This is a genomic window from Amycolatopsis sp. NPDC003676 (assembly GCF_053587275.1).
Genome location: NZ_JBSFNS010000040.1, coordinates 12,591 through 30,194, shown reverse-complemented (window position 1 = coordinate 30,194; position 17,604 = coordinate 12,591). Strand labels below are relative to the sequence as shown.

The 17,604-nt window shown below is 69.6% G+C and carries 19 protein-coding genes; 9 read left to right on the top strand and 10 right to left on the bottom strand.

The genetic code is table 11. From position 1 onward, the window contains the following. Nucleotides 1-12: 12 nt before the first annotated feature. Genes ACWDNU_RS23320 through mtrA form a run of 3 tightly spaced genes read right to left on the bottom strand, consistent with a single transcriptional unit; the run spans nt 13 to nt 4,179 of the window. Nucleotides 13-1,767 (bottom strand): LpqB family beta-propeller domain-containing protein, encoded by a 1,755-nt coding sequence (locus tag ACWDNU_RS23320; RefSeq protein WP_449670449.1) that lies wholly within the window; start codon nt 1,765-1,767, stop codon nt 13-15. After that, a complete protein-coding gene (gene mtrB / locus ACWDNU_RS23315; RefSeq protein ID WP_449670448.1) occupies nt 1,764-3,494 on the bottom strand; it encodes an MtrAB system histidine kinase MtrB in 1,731 nt (576 codons plus the stop codon). The genes ACWDNU_RS23320 and mtrB overlap by 4 nt, the downstream gene beginning before the upstream one ends. A 7-nt stretch (nt 3,495-3,501) precedes the next feature. After that, nucleotides 3,502-4,179, bottom strand: a complete 678-nt coding sequence (mtrA, locus tag ACWDNU_RS23310; protein WP_005150760.1) for an MtrAB system response regulator MtrA — start codon at nt 4,177-4,179, stop codon at nt 3,502-3,504. A gap of 173 nt (nt 4,180-4,352) precedes the next feature. Between mtrA and ACWDNU_RS23305 the strand changes: the two genes are divergently transcribed. The 3 genes from ACWDNU_RS23305 to solA all read left to right on the top strand — a co-directional run bounded on the left by ACWDNU_RS23305 (nt 4,353) and on the right by solA (nt 8,676). Then, a complete protein-coding gene (locus ACWDNU_RS23305) occupies nt 4,353-5,138 on the top strand; it encodes an IclR family transcriptional regulator (protein ID WP_370934308.1) in 786 nt (261 codons plus the stop codon). A 182-nt stretch (nt 5,139-5,320) separates the two neighbouring features. Continuing rightward, nucleotides 5,321-7,555 (top strand): FAD-dependent oxidoreductase, encoded by a 2,235-nt coding sequence (locus ACWDNU_RS23300; protein WP_449670447.1) that lies wholly within the window; start codon nt 5,321-5,323, stop codon nt 7,553-7,555. Then, entirely contained in the window at nt 7,552-8,676 is a 1,125-nt protein-coding gene (gene solA, locus ACWDNU_RS23295) for an N-methyl-L-tryptophan oxidase (protein WP_449670446.1), read from the top strand. Before ACWDNU_RS23300 ends, solA begins: the two co-directional genes overlap by 4 nt. Here the strand turns inward: solA and ACWDNU_RS23290 are convergent. Then, nucleotides 8,666-9,568 carry an SDR family oxidoreductase gene (locus ACWDNU_RS23290; RefSeq protein ID WP_449670445.1) on the bottom strand — a complete coding sequence of 301 codons (903 nt, stop codon included), beginning with the start codon at nt 9,566-9,568 and terminating at the stop codon, nt 8,666-8,668. The two genes, solA and ACWDNU_RS23290, sit on opposite strands and share 11 nt — an antisense overlap. 84 nt (nt 9,569-9,652) lie before the next feature. On the opposite strand from ACWDNU_RS23290, the gene ACWDNU_RS23285 reads away from it, so the two are divergent. Both ACWDNU_RS23285 and ACWDNU_RS23280 read left to right on the top strand, forming a co-directional pair. Next, nucleotides 9,653-10,225 carry a TetR family transcriptional regulator gene (locus tag ACWDNU_RS23285; RefSeq protein ID WP_449670444.1) on the top strand — a complete coding sequence of 191 codons (573 nt, stop codon included), beginning with the start codon at nt 9,653-9,655 and terminating at the stop codon, nt 10,223-10,225. Nucleotides 10,226-10,281: 56 nt separating this feature from the next. Further along, nucleotides 10,282-10,488, top strand: coding sequence for a hypothetical protein (locus ACWDNU_RS23280; RefSeq protein WP_449670443.1), 207 nt, complete (start codon nt 10,282-10,284; stop codon nt 10,486-10,488). On the opposite strand, the gene ACWDNU_RS23275 is transcribed toward ACWDNU_RS23280, so the two are convergent. Continuing rightward, nucleotides 10,485-11,126, bottom strand: coding sequence for a dTMP kinase (locus tag ACWDNU_RS23275; RefSeq protein ID WP_449670442.1), 642 nt, complete (start codon nt 11,124-11,126; stop codon nt 10,485-10,487). The two genes, ACWDNU_RS23280 and ACWDNU_RS23275, sit on opposite strands and share 4 nt — an antisense overlap. Before the next feature lie 26 nt (nt 11,127-11,152). Then, nucleotides 11,153-11,398 (bottom strand): hypothetical protein, encoded by a 246-nt coding sequence (locus ACWDNU_RS23270; RefSeq protein WP_370934302.1) that lies wholly within the window; start codon nt 11,396-11,398, stop codon nt 11,153-11,155. 366 nt (nt 11,399-11,764) lie between these two features. Between ACWDNU_RS23270 and ACWDNU_RS23265 the strand changes: the two genes are divergently transcribed. Continuing rightward, on the top strand, nt 11,765-12,727 hold the full coding sequence (locus ACWDNU_RS23265) for a hypothetical protein (protein ID WP_370934301.1): 963 nt from the start codon (nt 11,765-11,767) through the stop codon (nt 12,725-12,727). Between the two features lies 1 nt (nt 12,728). Here ACWDNU_RS23265 and ACWDNU_RS23260 read toward each other — a convergent pair whose 3' ends face one another. Beyond that, nucleotides 12,729-13,373, bottom strand: a complete 645-nt coding sequence (locus ACWDNU_RS23260; RefSeq protein ID WP_370934300.1) for a TetR/AcrR family transcriptional regulator — start codon at nt 13,371-13,373, stop codon at nt 12,729-12,731. A gap of 104 nt (nt 13,374-13,477) precedes the next feature. Here ACWDNU_RS23260 and ACWDNU_RS23255 point away from each other — a divergent pair, with 104 nt between their 5' ends. Both ACWDNU_RS23255 and ACWDNU_RS23250 read left to right on the top strand, forming a co-directional pair. Beyond that, on the top strand, nt 13,478-14,257 hold the full coding sequence (locus tag ACWDNU_RS23255; RefSeq protein ID WP_449670441.1) for an SDR family oxidoreductase: 780 nt from the start codon (nt 13,478-13,480) through the stop codon (nt 14,255-14,257). Further along, nucleotides 14,254-14,700: a nitroreductase/quinone reductase family protein gene (locus tag ACWDNU_RS23250; protein ID WP_449670440.1), complete on the top strand. Its 447-nt coding sequence runs from the start codon at nt 14,254-14,256 to the stop codon at nt 14,698-14,700. The genes ACWDNU_RS23255 and ACWDNU_RS23250 overlap by 4 nt, the downstream gene beginning before the upstream one ends. Before the next feature lie 9 nt (nt 14,701-14,709). Here ACWDNU_RS23250 and ACWDNU_RS23245 read toward each other — a convergent pair whose 3' ends face one another. Then, the gene (locus ACWDNU_RS23245; protein WP_449670439.1) at nt 14,710-15,174 is read right to left on the bottom strand and encodes a YbaK/EbsC family protein; all 465 of its coding nucleotides are present in this window, start codon (nt 15,172-15,174) and stop codon (nt 14,710-14,712) included. 47 nt (nt 15,175-15,221) lie between these two features. On the opposite strand from ACWDNU_RS23245, the gene ACWDNU_RS23240 reads away from it, so the two are divergent. Continuing rightward, nucleotides 15,222-15,764, top strand: coding sequence for a helix-turn-helix domain-containing protein (locus tag ACWDNU_RS23240; RefSeq protein ID WP_449670438.1), 543 nt, complete (start codon nt 15,222-15,224; stop codon nt 15,762-15,764). 29 nt (nt 15,765-15,793) lie between these two features. Here ACWDNU_RS23240 and ACWDNU_RS23235 read toward each other — a convergent pair whose 3' ends face one another. Together ACWDNU_RS23235 and ahcY are read right to left on the bottom strand one after the other, a co-directional pair. After that, entirely contained in the window at nt 15,794-15,970 is a 177-nt protein-coding gene (locus ACWDNU_RS23235) for a hypothetical protein (RefSeq protein WP_449670437.1), read from the bottom strand. 102 nt (nt 15,971-16,072) lie between these two features. Beyond that, nucleotides 16,073-17,545, bottom strand: coding sequence for an adenosylhomocysteinase (gene ahcY / locus ACWDNU_RS23230; protein ID WP_370934294.1), 1,473 nt, complete (start codon nt 17,543-17,545; stop codon nt 16,073-16,075). Nucleotides 17,546-17,604: the final 59 nt, after the last annotated feature.

Below are 17,604 nucleotides of genomic sequence, written 5' to 3'. Positions count from 1 at the left end.
AAAGCCCAGGGATCACCCCGGATAGAACGGTTCCGCGTTCTGCATCGAGTGCGACTGCGGCCGCCACACCTCGCCCAGTTCGGTCGCCGTCCACAGTCCCCCGGCGTCCGCGACCACGATCGGCTGGCCCGGTGCCGCCGCGACCGCGCGCACCGGGGCGGTGAGGTTCGAACTGTTGTAGGCGTCCATCCGCCGTCCGTCGACCGACAGCCGCTGGACCGGCTGCGAGGGCGAGGACGTCGCGGCGACGAGGGTGTCCGGCGTCGAACCCCAATCCACGTCCAAGACGTCGATCAGCACGCCAGGCTGCAGGACGCGCGGCTCGCGCAAGGTGACCGTGTCGCCGCTGCGCACCACCGACGCCACGACCAGCTGGCCGTTCACCGTCGCGGCCACGCGGGCGCCGTCCCGGGAAAGCCGGAGCACGCCGATCGGCCCGAGTGCCAGCAGGTCGTTCGCGTTGACGCTTTGGCGCAGCCAGCGGCCGTTCGGGTCGAGCACCATCCGCGCGATGATCGAATGGTCGACGACCGTCCACACCTCGTTCGACGGACCGGCTCCGGTCGGGGCGGGCCGCCAGGTCGGGCGGCTCAGCGAACCGCCGCCGAGGTCGACCGTCGGCAGGTCGCGGCCGAGGTCGCCGATGCGCAGCCGGACGCGGTCGCCGTCCTGTTCGACCACCGCGAGCCGTTTGCCGTCGATCGACTGGGCCGCGTTCAGCACCTGGTACTCGCCGTTGCCCGCCGGGCCCGCGATCGGCGCGCCGTCGCTCAGCGAGCGGACGCGGCCGCCGATCGTCATCAGGCCCCGCAGATCCGGGCTCGCGTTGTAGGAGGGCACGTCGCTGCCGCGCCAGTACTCGTGGTCGCGCACAAGCGGCGCGCCGTCGGCGAGCAGCCGGATCCGGGTGGACGTGACGGTCTGCATCGACAGCACGATCTGCGCGGCGATCAGCGACCGGGTTTCCGGGCTGGTCCCGGTGAGCCCGCTCAGCGGGACGGTGAGCGAGCCGTCGTCGTTGTTCTTCACGTTGTTCTCGAGCGAAACCCCGTCGCCGAACAGGTTCTTCACCGCGCCGGTGAGCCCGGCCGACGGGCCCTGCAGGATCAGGTCCATCACCCGGCCCGGCATGCCGGACTGCGGTTTCGCCGGGACGTAGCGCAGGTCTGGCACGAAGGCACCGGAATCGGGCGAGTAGAAGCTCACCGCGACCGGGTTGTAGTTGCCGTCGAACTCGTCGTCGGTCACCAGCAGCACCGGCGGGGGCGGGCTGGAGATCCGCCACTGGCCGTCGGCCTGCTTGTGCACCTGGAAGGTCTGCTCGGCCGGGCCGCTGCCGGGGATGAACGCGGAGTCCGCGCTCAGCGTGCCGAGCACCGAACCGCGCACCGTGACGGTGCGGACGTTCGGATCAGGCGTCGTCGACGACGGAGTGGCCGTGGTGGTCGGGCTGGCAGCGGCGGTGTCGTAGACCGTGCTGAAGGTCTTGTCGATGATCGTGAACGAGCGGTTCGGCCGCCACGCGCCGCGCTGTTTGTCGTCGAGGAACGCCCGCGAGGCCGCGTTGCCGGACCGCGGATCGGCGTTGGCCTTGATGAACAGCCGCACGATGTCGAGGGGTTCGGCGTTGGCGGGCGGTTCCGGCGCGTTGTTGGCCTGCTGCGGTGCCTTTTCCGCGGACACCACGACCGGCAGCGATTCCTGCGGAACGTTCGCGCAGCTCACGAGCACCAGCGCGCAGGCGAGGAGGAGAAGCACTCGCCTCACTGCCCGACCTCCTCCCGGTCCGGGGCCGGATCGGCGAGGATCGCCTCCGGCGCGGGATGCAGTTCGGCGACCGACGACGGCGACAGCGTGATCTCCGAAACGGCGTCCGGCGGCGGCAGCACCAGCGGGCTTTCCGCGATCGGCACGCCCTGGCGGCGCGGCACCTCGAGCCGGAAGCACGCGCCGTGTCCCGGCTCGCCCCACGCGTCGAGGACGCCGCCGTGCAGCCGCGCGTCCTCCTGGCTGATCGCGAGGCCGAGCCCGGTGCCGCCGGTGCGCCGGTTGCGCGACGGGTCGGCGCGCCAGAACCGGTTGAACACCAGCTCCGCTTCCCCGGCCCGCAGCCCGACGCCGTAGTCCCGGACGGTGATCGCGACCGCGGTTTCGTTCACCGCGACCGTCAGCACCACCGGTTTGCCCTCGCTGTGGTCGACGGCGTTGGCCAGCAGATTGCGCAGGATCCGCTCGATCCGGCGCGCGTCCACCTCGGCCGAGGCGTCCTCGTCCGGCAGCACCAGTTCGACCACGCTGCCCGCGGTTCCGGCAAGCACCCGCACCTGCTCGACCGCGCGGGTCGCGATCGGCCGGACGTCGATGTACTCCGCGGACAGCTCTTCGACGCCCGCGTCGAGCCTGCTGATCTCCAGCAGGTCGCCGAGCAATGCCTCAAACCGGTCCAGCTCGTCGACCAGCAGCTCGGTGGAACGGGCGAGCCCGGGCGGGAACTGTTCGCGGGACGCGTGCAGCACGTCGGCGGCCATCCGCACGGTGGTCAGCGGGGTGCGCAGCTCGTGCGACACGTCGGAGGTGAACCGGCGCTGCAGGCCGCCGAATTCCTCGAGCTGGCGGATCTGGTTCTGGATGCTGGCCGCCATGCTGTTGTAGGACACCGCGAGTTTGGCGAGGTCGTCCTCGCCCACTACGGCGAGACGCTGGTCGAGATCGCCGCCCGCGAACTGCTCGGCCGCCGCGACGGCTTGCCGGACCGGTCGCACCACCTGCCGGACGACCAGGTTCGTGATGCCGGCGAGCAACAGCAGCAGCACGATCCCGGCCACGAACAAGGTGTTCTGGACGGTCGACACGGTGGTCTGCTCGCTGGTGAGCGGGAACAGCAGGTACAGCTGCAGCGGACTGGCCCCGGACATCAGCGAGATGCCGACGATCAGGTAGGTGGTCCGCACGCCGTTCTCGTCGACCGTGTGCTCGAGCCGGGCGAGGTGATCGGCCTCGACGAACTGGCGCAGCCGCTCCGGCACCGAGGTGAACGGCCCGACGTACACCGGGTCGGTTTCCGATTGGCCGCGCCCGACGCTGGCCAGCACCGGTTCGAAGGTGCCCGCGGTGGAACCCGCGCGCGACGACGATGTGGTCGAGATCTTCTTGAGCGCGTTCTGCAGGCGCGTGTGCAGCGCGTCCGGGGACTCGCCGCCGATCCCGACCAGCTCGCGCGCGGCGGTGTCGGCGAGCGCCTGGGTCTGCTCGATCGCGGCGCGGCGCTTGGTGTCCAGCAGCCGTTCGGTGATCTGGTTCTGCAGGACCATGCCCAGCACGAACACCACGGCCGAGGACAGCGCCAGCGTCGAGATCGTGACGCGGAACTGCAGCGAGTGCTTCCACAGCTCGTTGAACGCCACCGCGCGGCGGCGAGCGAAAACCACGATCCGGCCGGCGAGCCGGGCCGTGGCGCGGGCGGCGGCGCGAAGCCGCCCCGCGAAACCGGTCATCGCACGATCACGGCGGGCCGGCCTTGTACCCGACTCCGCGCACCGTCAGCACCACCTCAGGGTGCTCCGGGTCCTTCTCCACCTTCGAGCGAAGGCGCTGGACGTGCACGTTCACCAGCCGGGTGTCGGCCGCGTGCCGGTAGCCCCACACCTGCTCCAGCAGCACCTCGCGGGTGAACACCTGGCGCGGCTTGCGGGCCAGCGCCACGAGCAGGTCGAACTCGAGCGGGGTCAGCGGGATCGCCTTGCCCTCCCGGGTGACCTCGTGGCCGGGAACGTCGATCGCGAGGTCGCCGATGGTGAGCGATTCGGCGGGCTCGGCCTCGGTGCGGCGCATCCGGGCGCGCACGCGGGCGACGAGCTCCTTCGGCTTGAACGGCTTGACCACGTAGTCGTCGGCGCCGGACTCGAGCCCGAGCACGATGTCCACGGTGTCGCTCTTGGCGGTGAGCATGACGATGGGCACGCCGGACTCGGCGCGGATCGCCTTGCACACGTCGATGCCGTTCATGCCGGGCAGCATGAGATCGAGCAGGACGAGGTCCGGTTTCAGCTCCCGCAGCGCGGGCAGCGCCCGCGAACCGTCCGCGACGACCGCGGTGTCGAACCCCTCCCCGCGCAGGACGATGGTGAGCATCTCCGCCAGCGCCGGGTCGTCGTCGACCACCAAGACACGTGCCTTCATGACCACATGTTCGCACTACCGCCCGCACTCGCGCGCACGACCCGCGCGTTTGACCACCGGAAAGATCAAGATCACCGGCCCGGTTGGGCCATCCGGCCCCTTCCGGCGTCCGGCCGCGACCGGATTCGCCCGCTCAGCCGAACAGATCGCAGCCGAACGGTTACTGTTGCGCTATGCGGAACCAGGACTCGGGAAACGCAACGGGAAGCGCGGTGCAGTCCGTCGACCGGGCGATCACAGTCCTGGAGCTGCTGGCCCGCAACGGCGAAACCGGCATCACCGAGATCGCGGGCGAACTGGGCGTGCACAAGTCCACCGCGTCCCGGCTGCTGAGCGTGCTGGAGGCGCACGGGCTGGTCGAGCAGCTGGGCGAACGCGGCAAGTACGCGATCGGGTTCGGCGTGGTCCGGCTGGCCGGTGCCGCGACCGGCCGGATGGACCTGGCGAAGCTCGGCAGGCAGACGTGCCAGACGCTCGCCGAGGAACTGGGCGAGACGGTCAACATCGCGATCGCCGACGACGGCGTCGCGATCAACATCAGCCAGGCCCGCGGGTCGGCGGCGATCACCACGCAGAACTGGACCGGGCAGCGCACGCCGCTGCACGCGACTTCCAGCGGCAAGGTGCTGCTCGCCGCGATGGACGACGCCGAGCGCAAGCGGATGCTCGCGCACGAACTGGAGCAGTTCACGCCGCGCACCACGGTCGACCGCGACGAGCTGGCGGCCGAACTGGAGCGCGTCGCCGAAGACGGCTACGCGGCGTCTTTCGAGGAGCTGGAACTGGGCATGCACGCCGTCGCGGTGCCGGTGCGCGGTCCCGGCGGCGACGTCGTCGCGGCAATGAGCGCGTCCGGTCCGTCCTACCGGCTGTCCAAACAGCGGATCCGGCAGATCGTCGCGCCGATGGCCGAGGCGGCGCGGGAGCTTTCCGCTCAGCTTGGCTACTTTTCCGCGTGACCTCCCAGGCCGCGGCGGCTCTCTTGACAGCGCGCCCGCGATCCCGCAATTTGTGAGTTGCAGCAGACGGAACATCGATCTCCATCCGCAACGCGTCCGTTCCCCGGCGGGGGCGTTCCGGCATGCCTGTCTCGTCCCGAGCCGGGCCGTCGCGACGGCCGGCAGGCAGGAGGTACCTCGCGATGGCGGTGCGACCGCGGGTGGTTGTGCTCGGCGCCGGGCTCCTCGGCTGCGCGGTCGCCGATGAGCTGACCGAACGAGGCTGGACGGACGTCACCGTTCTCGAACCGGAACCCGCGATCGCTTCGGCCGGGCCAGGACTCCTGTTCCGCACGCACGCCGACCGCACGGCGTCCGAGTTCGCGAAGTACACCGCGGAGAAGTACAGCGGGCTGACCGTCGACGGCGGCTGGTGTTTCCAGCCCGTCGGGAGCTTGGAACTCGCGACCACGCCGGAGCAGCTTTCCCGGCTGCGGCAACGGCTTGGCTGGGCGACGTCGTCCGGCGTCCGCGGCTACCTGCGCGAACCGGGCGAATGCGCCCAGCTGCACCCGCTGCTCGACCCCGCGAAGGTGCTCGGCGGCCTGCATCTGCCCGGCGACGGGCTCGTCAAGCCTATCCGCGCGGCGCTCGCCCAAGCCCGCCGCGCCAAGGAACGGGGCGCGAAATTCCTTACCGGACAAGAGATTGTCGAGATCGTGCGCACGGCGGGCCGGGTGACCGCGGTGGCGACCGCGACCGACCGGTTCCGCGCCGACGTGGTCGTCTCGTGCGCCGGAGTGCGCGGGCCGCGGTTCGGGCGGCTGGTCGATCTCGCGGTGCCGGTGGTGCCGATCGCCGTCGATCACGCGCGGACCACGCCGCTGGCGCAGCTCGCCGGGGACAACGACCACTTCACCGAGGCGGACAAACCGATCCTGCGCGGTGCCGGGCTGTCGCTGCGCGAGCACGTCGACCGGCTGGGCATCAGCGCGCTCGGCCCGGTCGAGCCGGATGCCGAGTTCGCTCCGGCGGGTTTCGAGGAGTCGTGGACGGCTGCGCTCGGGTTGGTGCCCGCGCTGGCCGACGCGAAGGTCGAGGAGGGCGTCCGGCAGCTGCTCCCGGGTACGCCGGACGGGTTGCCGTTGCTGGGCGAACATCCGGATCTCGACGGGTTCTGGGTCGCCGAGGCGGTGGACTGCGCGTGGTCCGCCGGGGTCGCACGGGAGCTGACGCGCTGGCTCATCGAGGGGCAAGCGCACCTTGACCTGCACTCCGTCGATCTCGCCCGGTTCGATCGGCTGCAGCTCGCTCCCGGTCGCGTCCGGGAGCGGAGTTTGGCGACGGCCGGGCATCAACGACCAGCGACGGAACTGCTGCGGACCTCACCGTGCTACGAGCGCGAAGTCGCGCTGGGCGCGGAGTTTCGCGAGGAAGACGGCTGGGCGCGGCCGCAGCGGTATTCCGACAGCCGTGCGGAGGCCGTCGCGGCTCGGAGCCGGGTGGCGTTGTTCGACCTGACCCCGCGGCGACGGCTGGAGATCACCGGCCGCGGCGCGCTGCCGTTCCTGCAGACGATGACCACGAACCAGCTCGACCGTCCGCCCGGCTCCGTCACCGACACGTTGCTGCTCGGCGAGGACGGCGGCGTCCGCAGCGATCTCACCGTCGCCCGGCTCGGCGTGGAGCAGTTTCACGTCGCCGCGCGCCACCACCGGGATGTCGCCTGGCTGCGCCGTCATCTGCCCGGCGATGGCTCGGTCCAGCTGCGCGAAACGACCGGCGGGACCTGCAGTCTCGGCCTGTGGGGACCGCTCGCCGAACGGGTGCTGCCCGAACTGTCCACATCGGACTCCCGCGTGTGGCGGACCTACGTCGGCGACGTGCCGGTGACCGTGCTGCGCGGGTCCGAGGTCGGCGAACCCGGCTGGGAGCTGCACACCGGCGCGGACCTCGGCCGGTCGCTGTGGGACGCGCTCTGGTCAGCCGGGCAGCCGCACGGGATCGTGGCGGCCGGCGAGGACGCGCTGCGCAGCCTCCGGATGGAGGAAGGGCACCGAAGCTGTGGCATCGACGTGACCACCGAGCACGACCCGTACGAAGCCGGGCTCGGGTTCGCGGTGCGGATGGACAAGGGCTACTTCCTCGGCCGGGACACGCTTCTCCACCGTTCTCCTTCGACGGTTCGGCGGAAACTGGTGTGCCTGGTCGTCGACAACGCGCATTCCGTCATGCAGGGCCGGGAGCCGGTGTACGTCGACGGCCGCCCGGCGGGATACGTCACGAGCGGCGCGTACGGCTACACCGTCGACAAAAACCTGGCTTATGCCTGGCTTCCCGTCGAGGACGCCCGGCCGCGCACGCCAGTGGAAATCGAACACTTCGGGGAACGGTTCGCGGCGAAGGTGGCCGCGGAACCGTTGAGGAGCACTGAATGACGCATTACGACGTGATCGTGATCGGTCTCGGCGGGATGGGCAGCGCGGCTGCCTACCGGCTGGCGCAGCGGGGCCAGAAGGTGCTCGGGATCGATCAGTTCGCGCCGGTGCACAACCTCGGTTCGAGCCACGGCGGTTCGCGGATCACGCGGCAGGCGTACCTCGAAGGGCCGGATTACGTACCGCTTTTGCTGCGCGCGCACGAGATGTGGGATCAGCTCGAACGCGACTCCGGACGGTCGCTGTTCACCCGCTGCGGCGCGGTGATGGGCGGACCGCCGGAGTCGCGCACGATCACGGGCAGCACGCTTTCCGCCGAGAAATTCGACATCCCGCACGAAATCCTGGACGCGGACGAGATCCGGCACCGGTTCCCCACCATCTCCCCAGCCGAGGACGAGGTGGCGCTGTGGGAACCCGGCGCCGGTTTCGTGTCGCCGGAAGGAAGCGTCGCCGCGCACCTGCGACTCGCCGCGCGCCACGGTGCCGAACTGCACCACGAAGAGCAGGTTTTCACCTGGACCAGCACGGAAAACGGGGTGCGCGTCGGCACCGCTTCGAGCTACTACACCGCGGAGCGGCTCGTGCTGTGCCCCGGCGCGTGGGCTCCCGTGCTGCTCGGCGACCTAGGCGTCGATTTCGAGGTGCGCCGCCAGGTCCAGTACTGGTTCGAACCGGAGGACGTGCGCCCGTTCGTCGACCATCCCGTCTACCTCTGGGAAACCGCCGAAGGCGGCCAGTTCTACGGATTCCCCGCGCACACCGCGCAAGGCGTCAAGGTTGCGATCCACCTTGGCGGCGAGCCGTGCACGGCCGACACGATCGACCGGCGGATCCACGACGACGAGGTACGCGCGGTCGCAGCGGTTGTCGGCTCCCGGATCCCGACGCTCCCGGCGACCTTCCGCCGCGCGGCGACTTGTCTCTACACCAACACCCCGGACGAGCATTTCGTGATCGCCCCGCACCCGAAGCATCCGCGCGCGGTGGTGGCGTGCGGGTTTTCCGGCCACGGCTTCAAATTCGTGCCGGTGGTCGGGGAAATCCTCGCCGACCTGATCGTCGACGGCGCGACTCGGCATCCGATCGCGCTGTTCGATCCGGCGAGGTTCACGCCGTAGCGAAGTAGTGCTCCTCCGCCAGATCCTCAAGCAGGCCAGGGTGTTCCGGCTTCCAGTCGAGCAGTTCACGCGTGCGCGCGGCGGACGTCGGCGCGTCCGACTGCACCATCGGCGCCAGGAACGCGAAGTGCGCCGGGGCTTCCTCCGGGGTGATGGACTTCGCCGGGACACCGAGCCGCGCACCGATCGTCTCGGCGATCTGCCGGAGCGAAAGGCCCTCGTCGCCGACCGCGTGCAGCACGACCCCGGCCGGCGCGCTCTCCAACGCGAGCCGATAGAGCCGGGCCGCGTCGAGCGTGTGCCCGGCGGACCAGCGGTTGGCCCCGTCGCCGACGTAGGGCGAAACCCCGGCCGCGCGGGCGAAACGGATCATGGTCGGGACGAAACCGTGCTTGTCGAGCGAACTGTGCACCGACGGCGGCAGCCGCACGACTGACGACCGGACACCGCGGTCGGCGAGCCCGAGCACGTAGTTTTCCGCGTCCACGCGCGAACCGCCGGGAAGCCGGTCGTCCTCGGTGCCGGTGCGGCCGAGCCCGGCGAACATCAGGGTGCCGGAGGTCGAGACCAGTGGTTTTCCGGTGCCGGCGAGGGTTTCGCCGAGCGCTTTCAGCGCGACGAGATCCGCGTCGACCGCTCCGGCGAACTCGCCGCTGGCCATCAGGTCGTGCTTGAACGCCAAGTGCACGACGCCGTCCGCCTCGGCCGCCGCCGCGCGCAGGCCGTCGAGATCGTCGAGGTCGCCGCGCCGCACCTGCGCGCCGCGTTCGGCGAGCGTCGCGGCGGAGGCGTCCGACCGGGCGAGGCCGACCACCTCGTGTCCGGCGGCGAGCAGTTCGGGGACGAGGGCCGAGCCGACGTGGCCGCTGGCTCCGGTGACGAAAACCCGCATGGGCCTTCCTTTCCATGTTGATGACACCTGGTGCCATCACAGTACGCCTCATGTCATCCGGTGTCATCACCTAGACTGGACGGCATGGGCCGCTGGGAACCGAACGCACGCCAACGCCTGGAGCGGGCCGCGCTCGACCTGTTCACCGAACGCGGCTACGACCAGACGACGGTCGCCGAGATCGCCGAACGCGCCGGTCTCACGAAGCGGACCTTCTTCCGCTATTTCGCCGACAAACGGGAAGTGCTGTTCGGCGGCCAGGAGGAACTGACCCGGCTGTTCTCCGAGGGCATTGCCGGGACGCCAGCGGGCGCGACGCCGTTCGAAGCGGTCGGCGGGGCATTGGATGCCGTCGCGACGGTTTTCACCGGCGAGCGGCTCGCTCTGGCCCGGCAACGGCAGCCGGTCGTGGCGGCGAACAACGACTTGCTCGAACGCGAATTGCTCAAGCGCACCAGGCTCGTCGCAGGCATGCACGACGCGCTCGCCGCGCGCGGAGTCGGCGAACCGACCGTCACAGTCGCGGCCGAATTGGGCTGCCTCGCGTTCGGCACGGCCTTCCACCGATGGATCGAGGAAGGCAATCGGCGGGAGTTCGGTGCGCTGGCGGCCGAGGCGCTCGACGAACTGCGCGCCGCGACTGCGGCCTTGGGTTAAGCGAGCAGCGACTTCGCCAGCGTCGGCAGATCGACGCCAGCCACACCGTCCAGCACATGCCGCGACTCCGCGAGATCAGACACGACGCGCTCGCCGCGCCCGGAGTCACCGAGCCGACCGCGCACATCGCGGCGAAATTGGGCTGCCTCGCATTCGGCACGGCCTTCCACCGATGGATCGAGGAAGGCAACCGACGGGAGTTCGGCGCGCTGGCAGCCGAGGCACTCGACGAACTGCGCGCCGCGACCGCAGCCCTAGGCTAAGCCAGCAGCGACTTCGCCAGCGTCGGCAGATCAACGCCAGCCACACCGTCCAGCACATGCCACGGTGCCAGCCACGACTCCGCAGCCAACTCGTCATACACCGCGGCACAACGCTGCTGCAGCGAATCATCCGACTCGAACGCGTCCCGCGTCCGCGCCGCGTCCGACTCCGCTCGGCGCACTGCCCGCTCGGCAGCGACCTCCGGGCTCACCCGCAGCAGCAGATGCGCGTCCGGGCGCGGCAATCCGAACCGCGTCACCTCGAGGTCCCAAACCCACTGCACCACAGCGCCGTCCGCGTGCTCGCGCAGGCGCGCGGCGGCGTACGCGGCGTTCGAGGCGACGTAGCGATCCAGCAGGACGACGTCGTTGGCCGCGAGCAGTTCGCGGATCTCGTCAGCCGCGCCGCTGCGGTCGAGGGCGTAGAGCAGCGCCATTCCGTACACCGAATCGGCGAGGTCGCCGTGCCCGCGATGCAGCGCTTCGCGCACCAGATCGGCGTGCACGCTCCTGCCGTAACGCGGGAAGGCGAGGCTGCCGACGCTCGCGCCAGCGTCCCTCAGCGCAGCAGTCAGCCCCTCGGACAGCGTGCGCTTGCCCGCGCCGTCCAGACCTTCGATTACGACCAGTCGCCCCACGCCGTCGAAGATACTTGGTGGCTCGCTCAGGCTGCCTCGCGGCGGGCGCGGACGTAGCCGAAGTAACCCACCGGCACCGCGACCAGCAGCCCGGCGAGGCACAGCAGCGGAATCCAGTCGTCGCCGTGCGGCTGCGCCGGCGTGCTTTGGCCGTCTCGCGGCACCACCTCGCTGCGCGGCACGGCCGTAAGGTGGGCGTTGCCGGTGTCGGCGGGCTGCGCCGCGCCCGCGCCCGGAGCCGACACCGGCAACGCCAGGCCCGTGAACGCCACGAGGAGCAGCAAGCGTCCGACGTGCCTTCGGCAACTGGTCGAGGACCGCCGGACCCGCCCGGCAGTGCTCCCCACGTGATTCGGTTTCCCCAAGCCCATGACGCACCTCCCGCCTAGACGTGGCCAGTGGTGGTCACAACGGTGAACCGGTCGATCACTCCGAGCAAGATGCCCGTCCGGCAACGGGGGTGTTCCGGGTCGGCGGTGGAACACGGAACGGTTACCCTTCCGTGGCCAAGCACACCAAACGGGGGCCGGACCCGTAACCGCGCGCTGCTAACGTGAACGTTCCGCGGCATTCACGCCCAGCGCACGGGCGGCGTTGAAGGGACAGCGGTGGCACGAGACGGGGATGGCCCACTGATCATGGAACCTGGCCGGCGCGGCGCGGGTGAACTGCCGCCCGAGCTCGGCGAAGCACTGCGGTCCGGTGAATTCCACCAGGCGCTGCGGCTCGCGATCGCGCATCGCGGCCTGTCACTCGCCCGGCTGCGGGCGCACCTCGCGCTCCGCGGCGTCCACATCGGACAGTCGACGCTGAGCTACTGGCAGCGCGGGCTCCGCCAGCCGGAGGTGCCCAAGGCGCTGCCCGCGGTCCGCGCGCTGGAGTCGGTGCTGCAACTGCCGGCGGACTCGCTGGTGGTGCTGATCGGCCCGCGCACGGCGCGTCCGCGCGGACATCAGGCGGCGGCGTCGTTCCACGACCTGCGCTCGGGCGAGATGGGCGCGATCGTCGAGCAGCTGATGAGCGACCTCGGCGCGCCGCCGACGTCCCGGCAGTCGAATTCCGACCTGGAAATGCTGTCGGTGCACGACCAGATCACCATCGACGAGCAGCAGCACCAGGTCAAATTCCGGACCCGGCTGGTCACCCGCGCGCGGCGGCACGGCCCGGACCGGTACGTGGCCGTCTACAACGGCGACCCCGGCTGCCGGATCGACGACGTCGAGCTGATCACCGCGGAAGGCTGCCGCGTCGGCCGGATCCGCAGGCATCCGGCGCGCGAGACGATGGCGACGGAGCTGCTTTTCGACCGGAAGCTCGCCGAGGGCGAGATCCACGTTTTCTGCTTCGAAATCCACGACAATTCCGCCGTGACGTTCCCCGGGTACTACCGGATGCTTCGCGACCAATGCGCGAGCTATCTGCTGCAATTGCAGTTCGCGCCCACCGCGATGCCCGCCCGGATCACCCGCGAGGTCCGCGCCCGCGACGACGCCCTGCCGGTCGAGGCGGAGGAATTGCCGTGCGACACCGGCGGCGTGACGAGCGGGTATTTCCGCGACACCGGCCCGGGACTGGCCGGCATCGCGGTGGAATGGAACTGACTCAATCGCCGACAGACGCGCCCGGCCCATTCACGGCGTACCGGGCGGCAATGGTGCGGACGGCCTCGTCGACTACCTGAGCGACGCGTTCGGCGCTCACTTTCCAGTCCGGCACCAGGAGTGCCGGCCAGAAGACGTAGTTGGAGATCATGCCCAGGAACTGGGTGGCGGCGAGGTCCGCGTCCTCGATCCGCACCGTTCCCGCCTCGTGCTCAGCCAGCAGGTAGCTGCGCACGGACTCGAAGTAGGGCATTTTCCCCTGCGAGAACTGCGCATGGGCCAGTTCAGGGAACCGCGGCAGCTCCGCGATGACGATCCGGAACAGGTCGGTCATCCGGGCCTGGCCTAGCAGCTCGGCGTAACGGCGACCGATGATGCCGAGCCCGTCGACGACGTTGCCCGCCGGCGGTGGATCCTCCTCGCCGGCGGTCGCCCATGCCTCGGTGACGATTGCGTCGAACAGGGCGGCCTTGCTCGGAAACTGCTTGAACAGGGTGGCCCGCGAGACACCCGAACGGTCCGCGATTCGCGCCAGCGACGTCCGGTCGTAGCCCAATTCGAGGAACAGCGAGGTCGCGGCCGCCACGATCAGCGCGCGCTTCTCCTGGGCGACGCGCTGGTGATACGTCGGTACGACCCTGTCCATGGGCCGAGTCTACGAGGTGAGTGGCTTGACTCACCACTGCCGCCGCCCTAGCGTTGGAGTGGTGAGTCGCCCGGCTCACCACCCACGCACCGAAGGACCATTCGATGTCCCGCTTCGACAACCAGACCGTGCTCGTGACCGGTGGCGCCGGCGGCCAAGGCTCGAGCCACGTGCGCGCCTTTCACGCGGAGGGAGCGAACGTGATGATCGGCGGCATCGACGCGCAACGCGGCGCCGCTCTCGCCGACGAACTCGGACCCCGCGCTCGCTTCGCCCGCCTTGACGTCACCGACGAGAATTCGTGGTCCGCCGCCGTGCTAGCCGCCGAGAGCGCCTTCGGCGCCTTGAACGTGCTCGTCAACAACGCGGGCGTGCAGAATCCGCCGGCGACAATCGAGAACACGGATCAGGCGACGTGGTCGCGCATCCTCGGCATCAACCTCACCGGGATCTTCCTCGGCATCAAGATCGCGACCCCGGCCCTGCGCCGCGCCGCCGGGGGAGCCATCGTCAACGTCGCCTCGATCATGGGCATGGGCGGCACGGCGCACTACGCGCCGTACGTCGCCAGCAAATGGGCCGTGCGAGGCCTCACCCAAACGGCAGCGCTCGAACTCGGCCGCGACCGCATCCGCGTGAACACCATCCATCCCGGCGTGATCTCGACCCCTTTCATCCACGAACCGGCGGCCGGTGCCACCGCGGCGATCGCCGACTTCTACTCACCCGAGCCGTTCGCCATTCCCCGACTCGGGGAACCGGCCGACGTCACCCGGCTTCTCCTGTTCCTCACGTCATCGGACGCGTCGTTCATCACGGGGTCCGAGTACGTCATCGACGGCGGACTCCTCCTCGGCCCGGCCCTTCCGGCCGAGGCAGCATGAGCGCTCCAGACCCGACCGAGTCCCACCTGCCCAGCCAAATCCGGCGAGCCATCGAGATCACCCCCGCCGCGGCCACCAGAGACCGGATCATCGACATCGCGACGCTGGGCCGCCGCACCGGCAAGCCACACCGCATCGAGATTTTCTTCTACCGAGCAGCGGGCGCCACATACCTGTGCAGCGGCGCCGGCGGTGCCGCGACCGACTGGCATGCGAACCTTCTCGCCAATCCCGACTTCGTCTTCCACCTGAAGAACGGAATCCGCGCGGATCTGCCCGCACGCGCGACGCCGGTCACCGACCCAGCCGAACGTCACGCCGTGCTGGCGGAGATCGTCGCGGACCTCAATCAGCCCCACGATCCCGGCACCATCCGGCCGACTCGGCTCGAAGACTGGGCGGACAGCCGGTTGATGCGCATCAGCTTCCGCCATCGGCCGTGAAGAGCCGCTTTATCCGTCCACCCGCTGCGGCGCGCCCTTGGTGATCCGGACCAGTTCGTCGAACGTCGTCGGGAAGACGGCATTCGGCGTCCCGGCCGCCGCCCACACCTCCGAGTACTGCTGCAACGCCTCGTCAACCACGGTCTCCAGCGGCGCCGGGTGCCCGACCGGCGAGACCCCGCCGATCACCTGCCCAGTCGCCGCGCGCACCTCGTCCGGCTTCGCCCGGCGGATCCGGCCGCGCCCGAGCCGCGCGGCGAGCGCCTCGACGTCCACCCGGTGCGCGCCACTGGTCAAGACCAGCAGCGGGGCGTCGTCGGCCATGAAGACCAGGCTGTTCGCGATCGCACCGACGGTGCAGCCCAGCGCTTCCGCCGCCTCGGCCGCCGTCCGCATGGACTGCGGGAGAGTCCGCGCCTGACCAGCGACGCCTGCCTCATCGAGCGCGTCCTGCACGTTCTGCATTGCCGACATCGGCACACCTCCAGCTGTTCTGTAAACAGAACACTAGACTAGGCCGGGTGTCGACGTCACCCGCCCCGGACGGCCGCGCCCTCGCCGCGGCGGTCGGTACCCGCATCCGAACGCTGCGCACCCGCGCGGGCGTCGGCCTGACCACGCTCGCCGCCGACAGCGGCCTCGGCAAGGGAACACTGTCGGAACTGGAAAACGGCCGCCGGAACCCGACGCTGGACACGCTGTTCGCCATCGCCACCGCGTTGTCGATCCCGTTGAGCGACTTGCTTTTCGGCGACGACGGCGTGGCTGAGGCGCACGGCGACAGCGTGGCCGCGACCCTGCTGGGCCGATGGGAGGACGCGGAGGGCGTGACCGAGGTTTACCGGCTGACGATCCATGAGCGGGTTCAGGTGTCGCATCCGCACAGCGCCGGGGTGCGGGAAATTCTGACTGTATTGACTGGAGTGGCGGAGGTGGGGCCGGTTTCCGCTCCGGTGACGGTTTCTGCTGCCGGGACACATACGTTTATCGCGGAAACGGATCATGTTTACCGCGGAATCGGCGGACCGGCTACTGCGGTGTTGACGATGCGGTATCCGCGTTAGCGGACGAGGAGTTCCAGAGCAGTCGCCAGTCACCACTCTCCCCTTGTCCAGTCGAGCGCTTCGCTGACCGCAGTACCCCAGCCGTCGGAGAGTCGCTCGATCTCGTCAAGGCTGACCGGCTCCCGCTCGGGCTCGAAGCACACGATCTTGCCTTCGGCAAGCAGTGCTTGCTCCCCATCGCTGATCCGCACATTCGGCTTTTTCATGTCATCAGGAAAGCAGGTACCGGAAGCGAAGCCCTCAAACGTTTCCCAGTGCAGACAAAAGCCGCCCCGAAACGCATTCCGGGGCGGCTTCAGTGTCAGCGATCAGTAACGGTAGTGCTCCGACTTGAACGGGCCCTCCACGTCCACGTCGATGTATTCCGCCTGTTCCTTCGACAGCTTCGTCAGCTCGCCGCCCAGTGCCTCGAGGTGGATTCGCGCGACCTTTTCGTCCAGTTTCTTCGGGAGGCGGTAAACCTCCTTGTCGTACTCCTCGGTCTTGGTGAAGAGTTCGACCTGCGCGATGACCTGGTTCGCGAAGCTGTTCGACATCACGAAGCTCGGGTGCCCGGTCGCGTTGCCGAGGTTCAGCAAACGGCCCTCGGACAGCACCAGAATGCTCTTGCCGTCCGGGAACACCCACTCGTCGACCTGCGGCTTGATGTTCACGCGCCGCACGCCCGGGTACCGAGCGAGGCCTGCCATGTCGAGCTCGTTGTCGAAGTGGCCGATGTTGCCGACGATCGCCTGGTGCTTCATGCGCGCCATGTGCTCGACCATCACCACGTTCTTGTTGCCCGTGGTGGTCACGTAGATGTCGCCCTCGTCCAGCACCGTCTCGAGGCGCTTGACCTCGTAGCCGTCCATCATCGCCTGCAGCGCGCAGATCGGGTCGATCTCGGTGATGATCACCCGGGCGCCCTGGCCGCGCAGCGATTCCGCCGCGCCCTTGCCCACGTCGCCGTAGCCGCAGACCACCGCGACCTTGCCGCCGATCAGGACGTCGGTGCCGCGGTTGATGCCGTCGATCAGCGAGTGCCGGATGCCGTAGCGGTTGTCGAACTTCGACTTCGTCACCGAGTCGTTGACGTTGATCGCCGGGAAAAGCAGCTCGCCCGCGGCCGCCAGCTGGTACAGCCGCAGCACGCCGGTGGTGGTTTCCTCGGTGACGCCCTTGACGCTCTGCCCGATGGCGGTCCACTTGCCCTTGTCCGCGGCGACCGAAGCACGCAGCAGCTCGAGGAAGACCTTCCACTCCTCGGGGTCCTCGTCGTCGGCGGGCGGGACCACGCCGGCCTTCTCGTATTCGGTGCCCTTGTGCACCAGCATGGTGGCGTCGCCGCCGTCGTCGAGGATCATGTTCGGGCCTTCGCCCTCCCACGTGAGCATCCGCTCAGTGCACCACCAGTATTCCTCGAGCGTTTCGCCCTTCCACGCGAACACCGGGACGCCCTTGGGCTCCTCGGCGGTGCCGTGCGGCCCGACGACGACCGCGGCCGCGGCGTGGTCCTGGGTGGAGAAAATGTTGCACGAAGCCCAGCGCACCTCCGCGCCGAGCGCCACCAGCGTCTCGATCAGCACCGCGGTCTGCACGGTCATGTGCAGCGAGCCGGCGATACGCGCGCCGCGCAGCGGGTATACCTCGGAGTATTCGCGACGCAGCGCCATCAGGCCGGGCATCTCGTGCTCGGCGAGCCGGATCTCCTTCCGGCCGAACTCGGCGGCCTCGAGATCGGCGACGGCGAATTCGATGCCGCCCCGGGTGTCGTGCCGCTTGACAACGCTTTCGGGGGTCATAGTGCGGTTCCTCCAAGGTTTGATGGCACCTGAACAGTACCGTTGTCGGCTCGACCCTG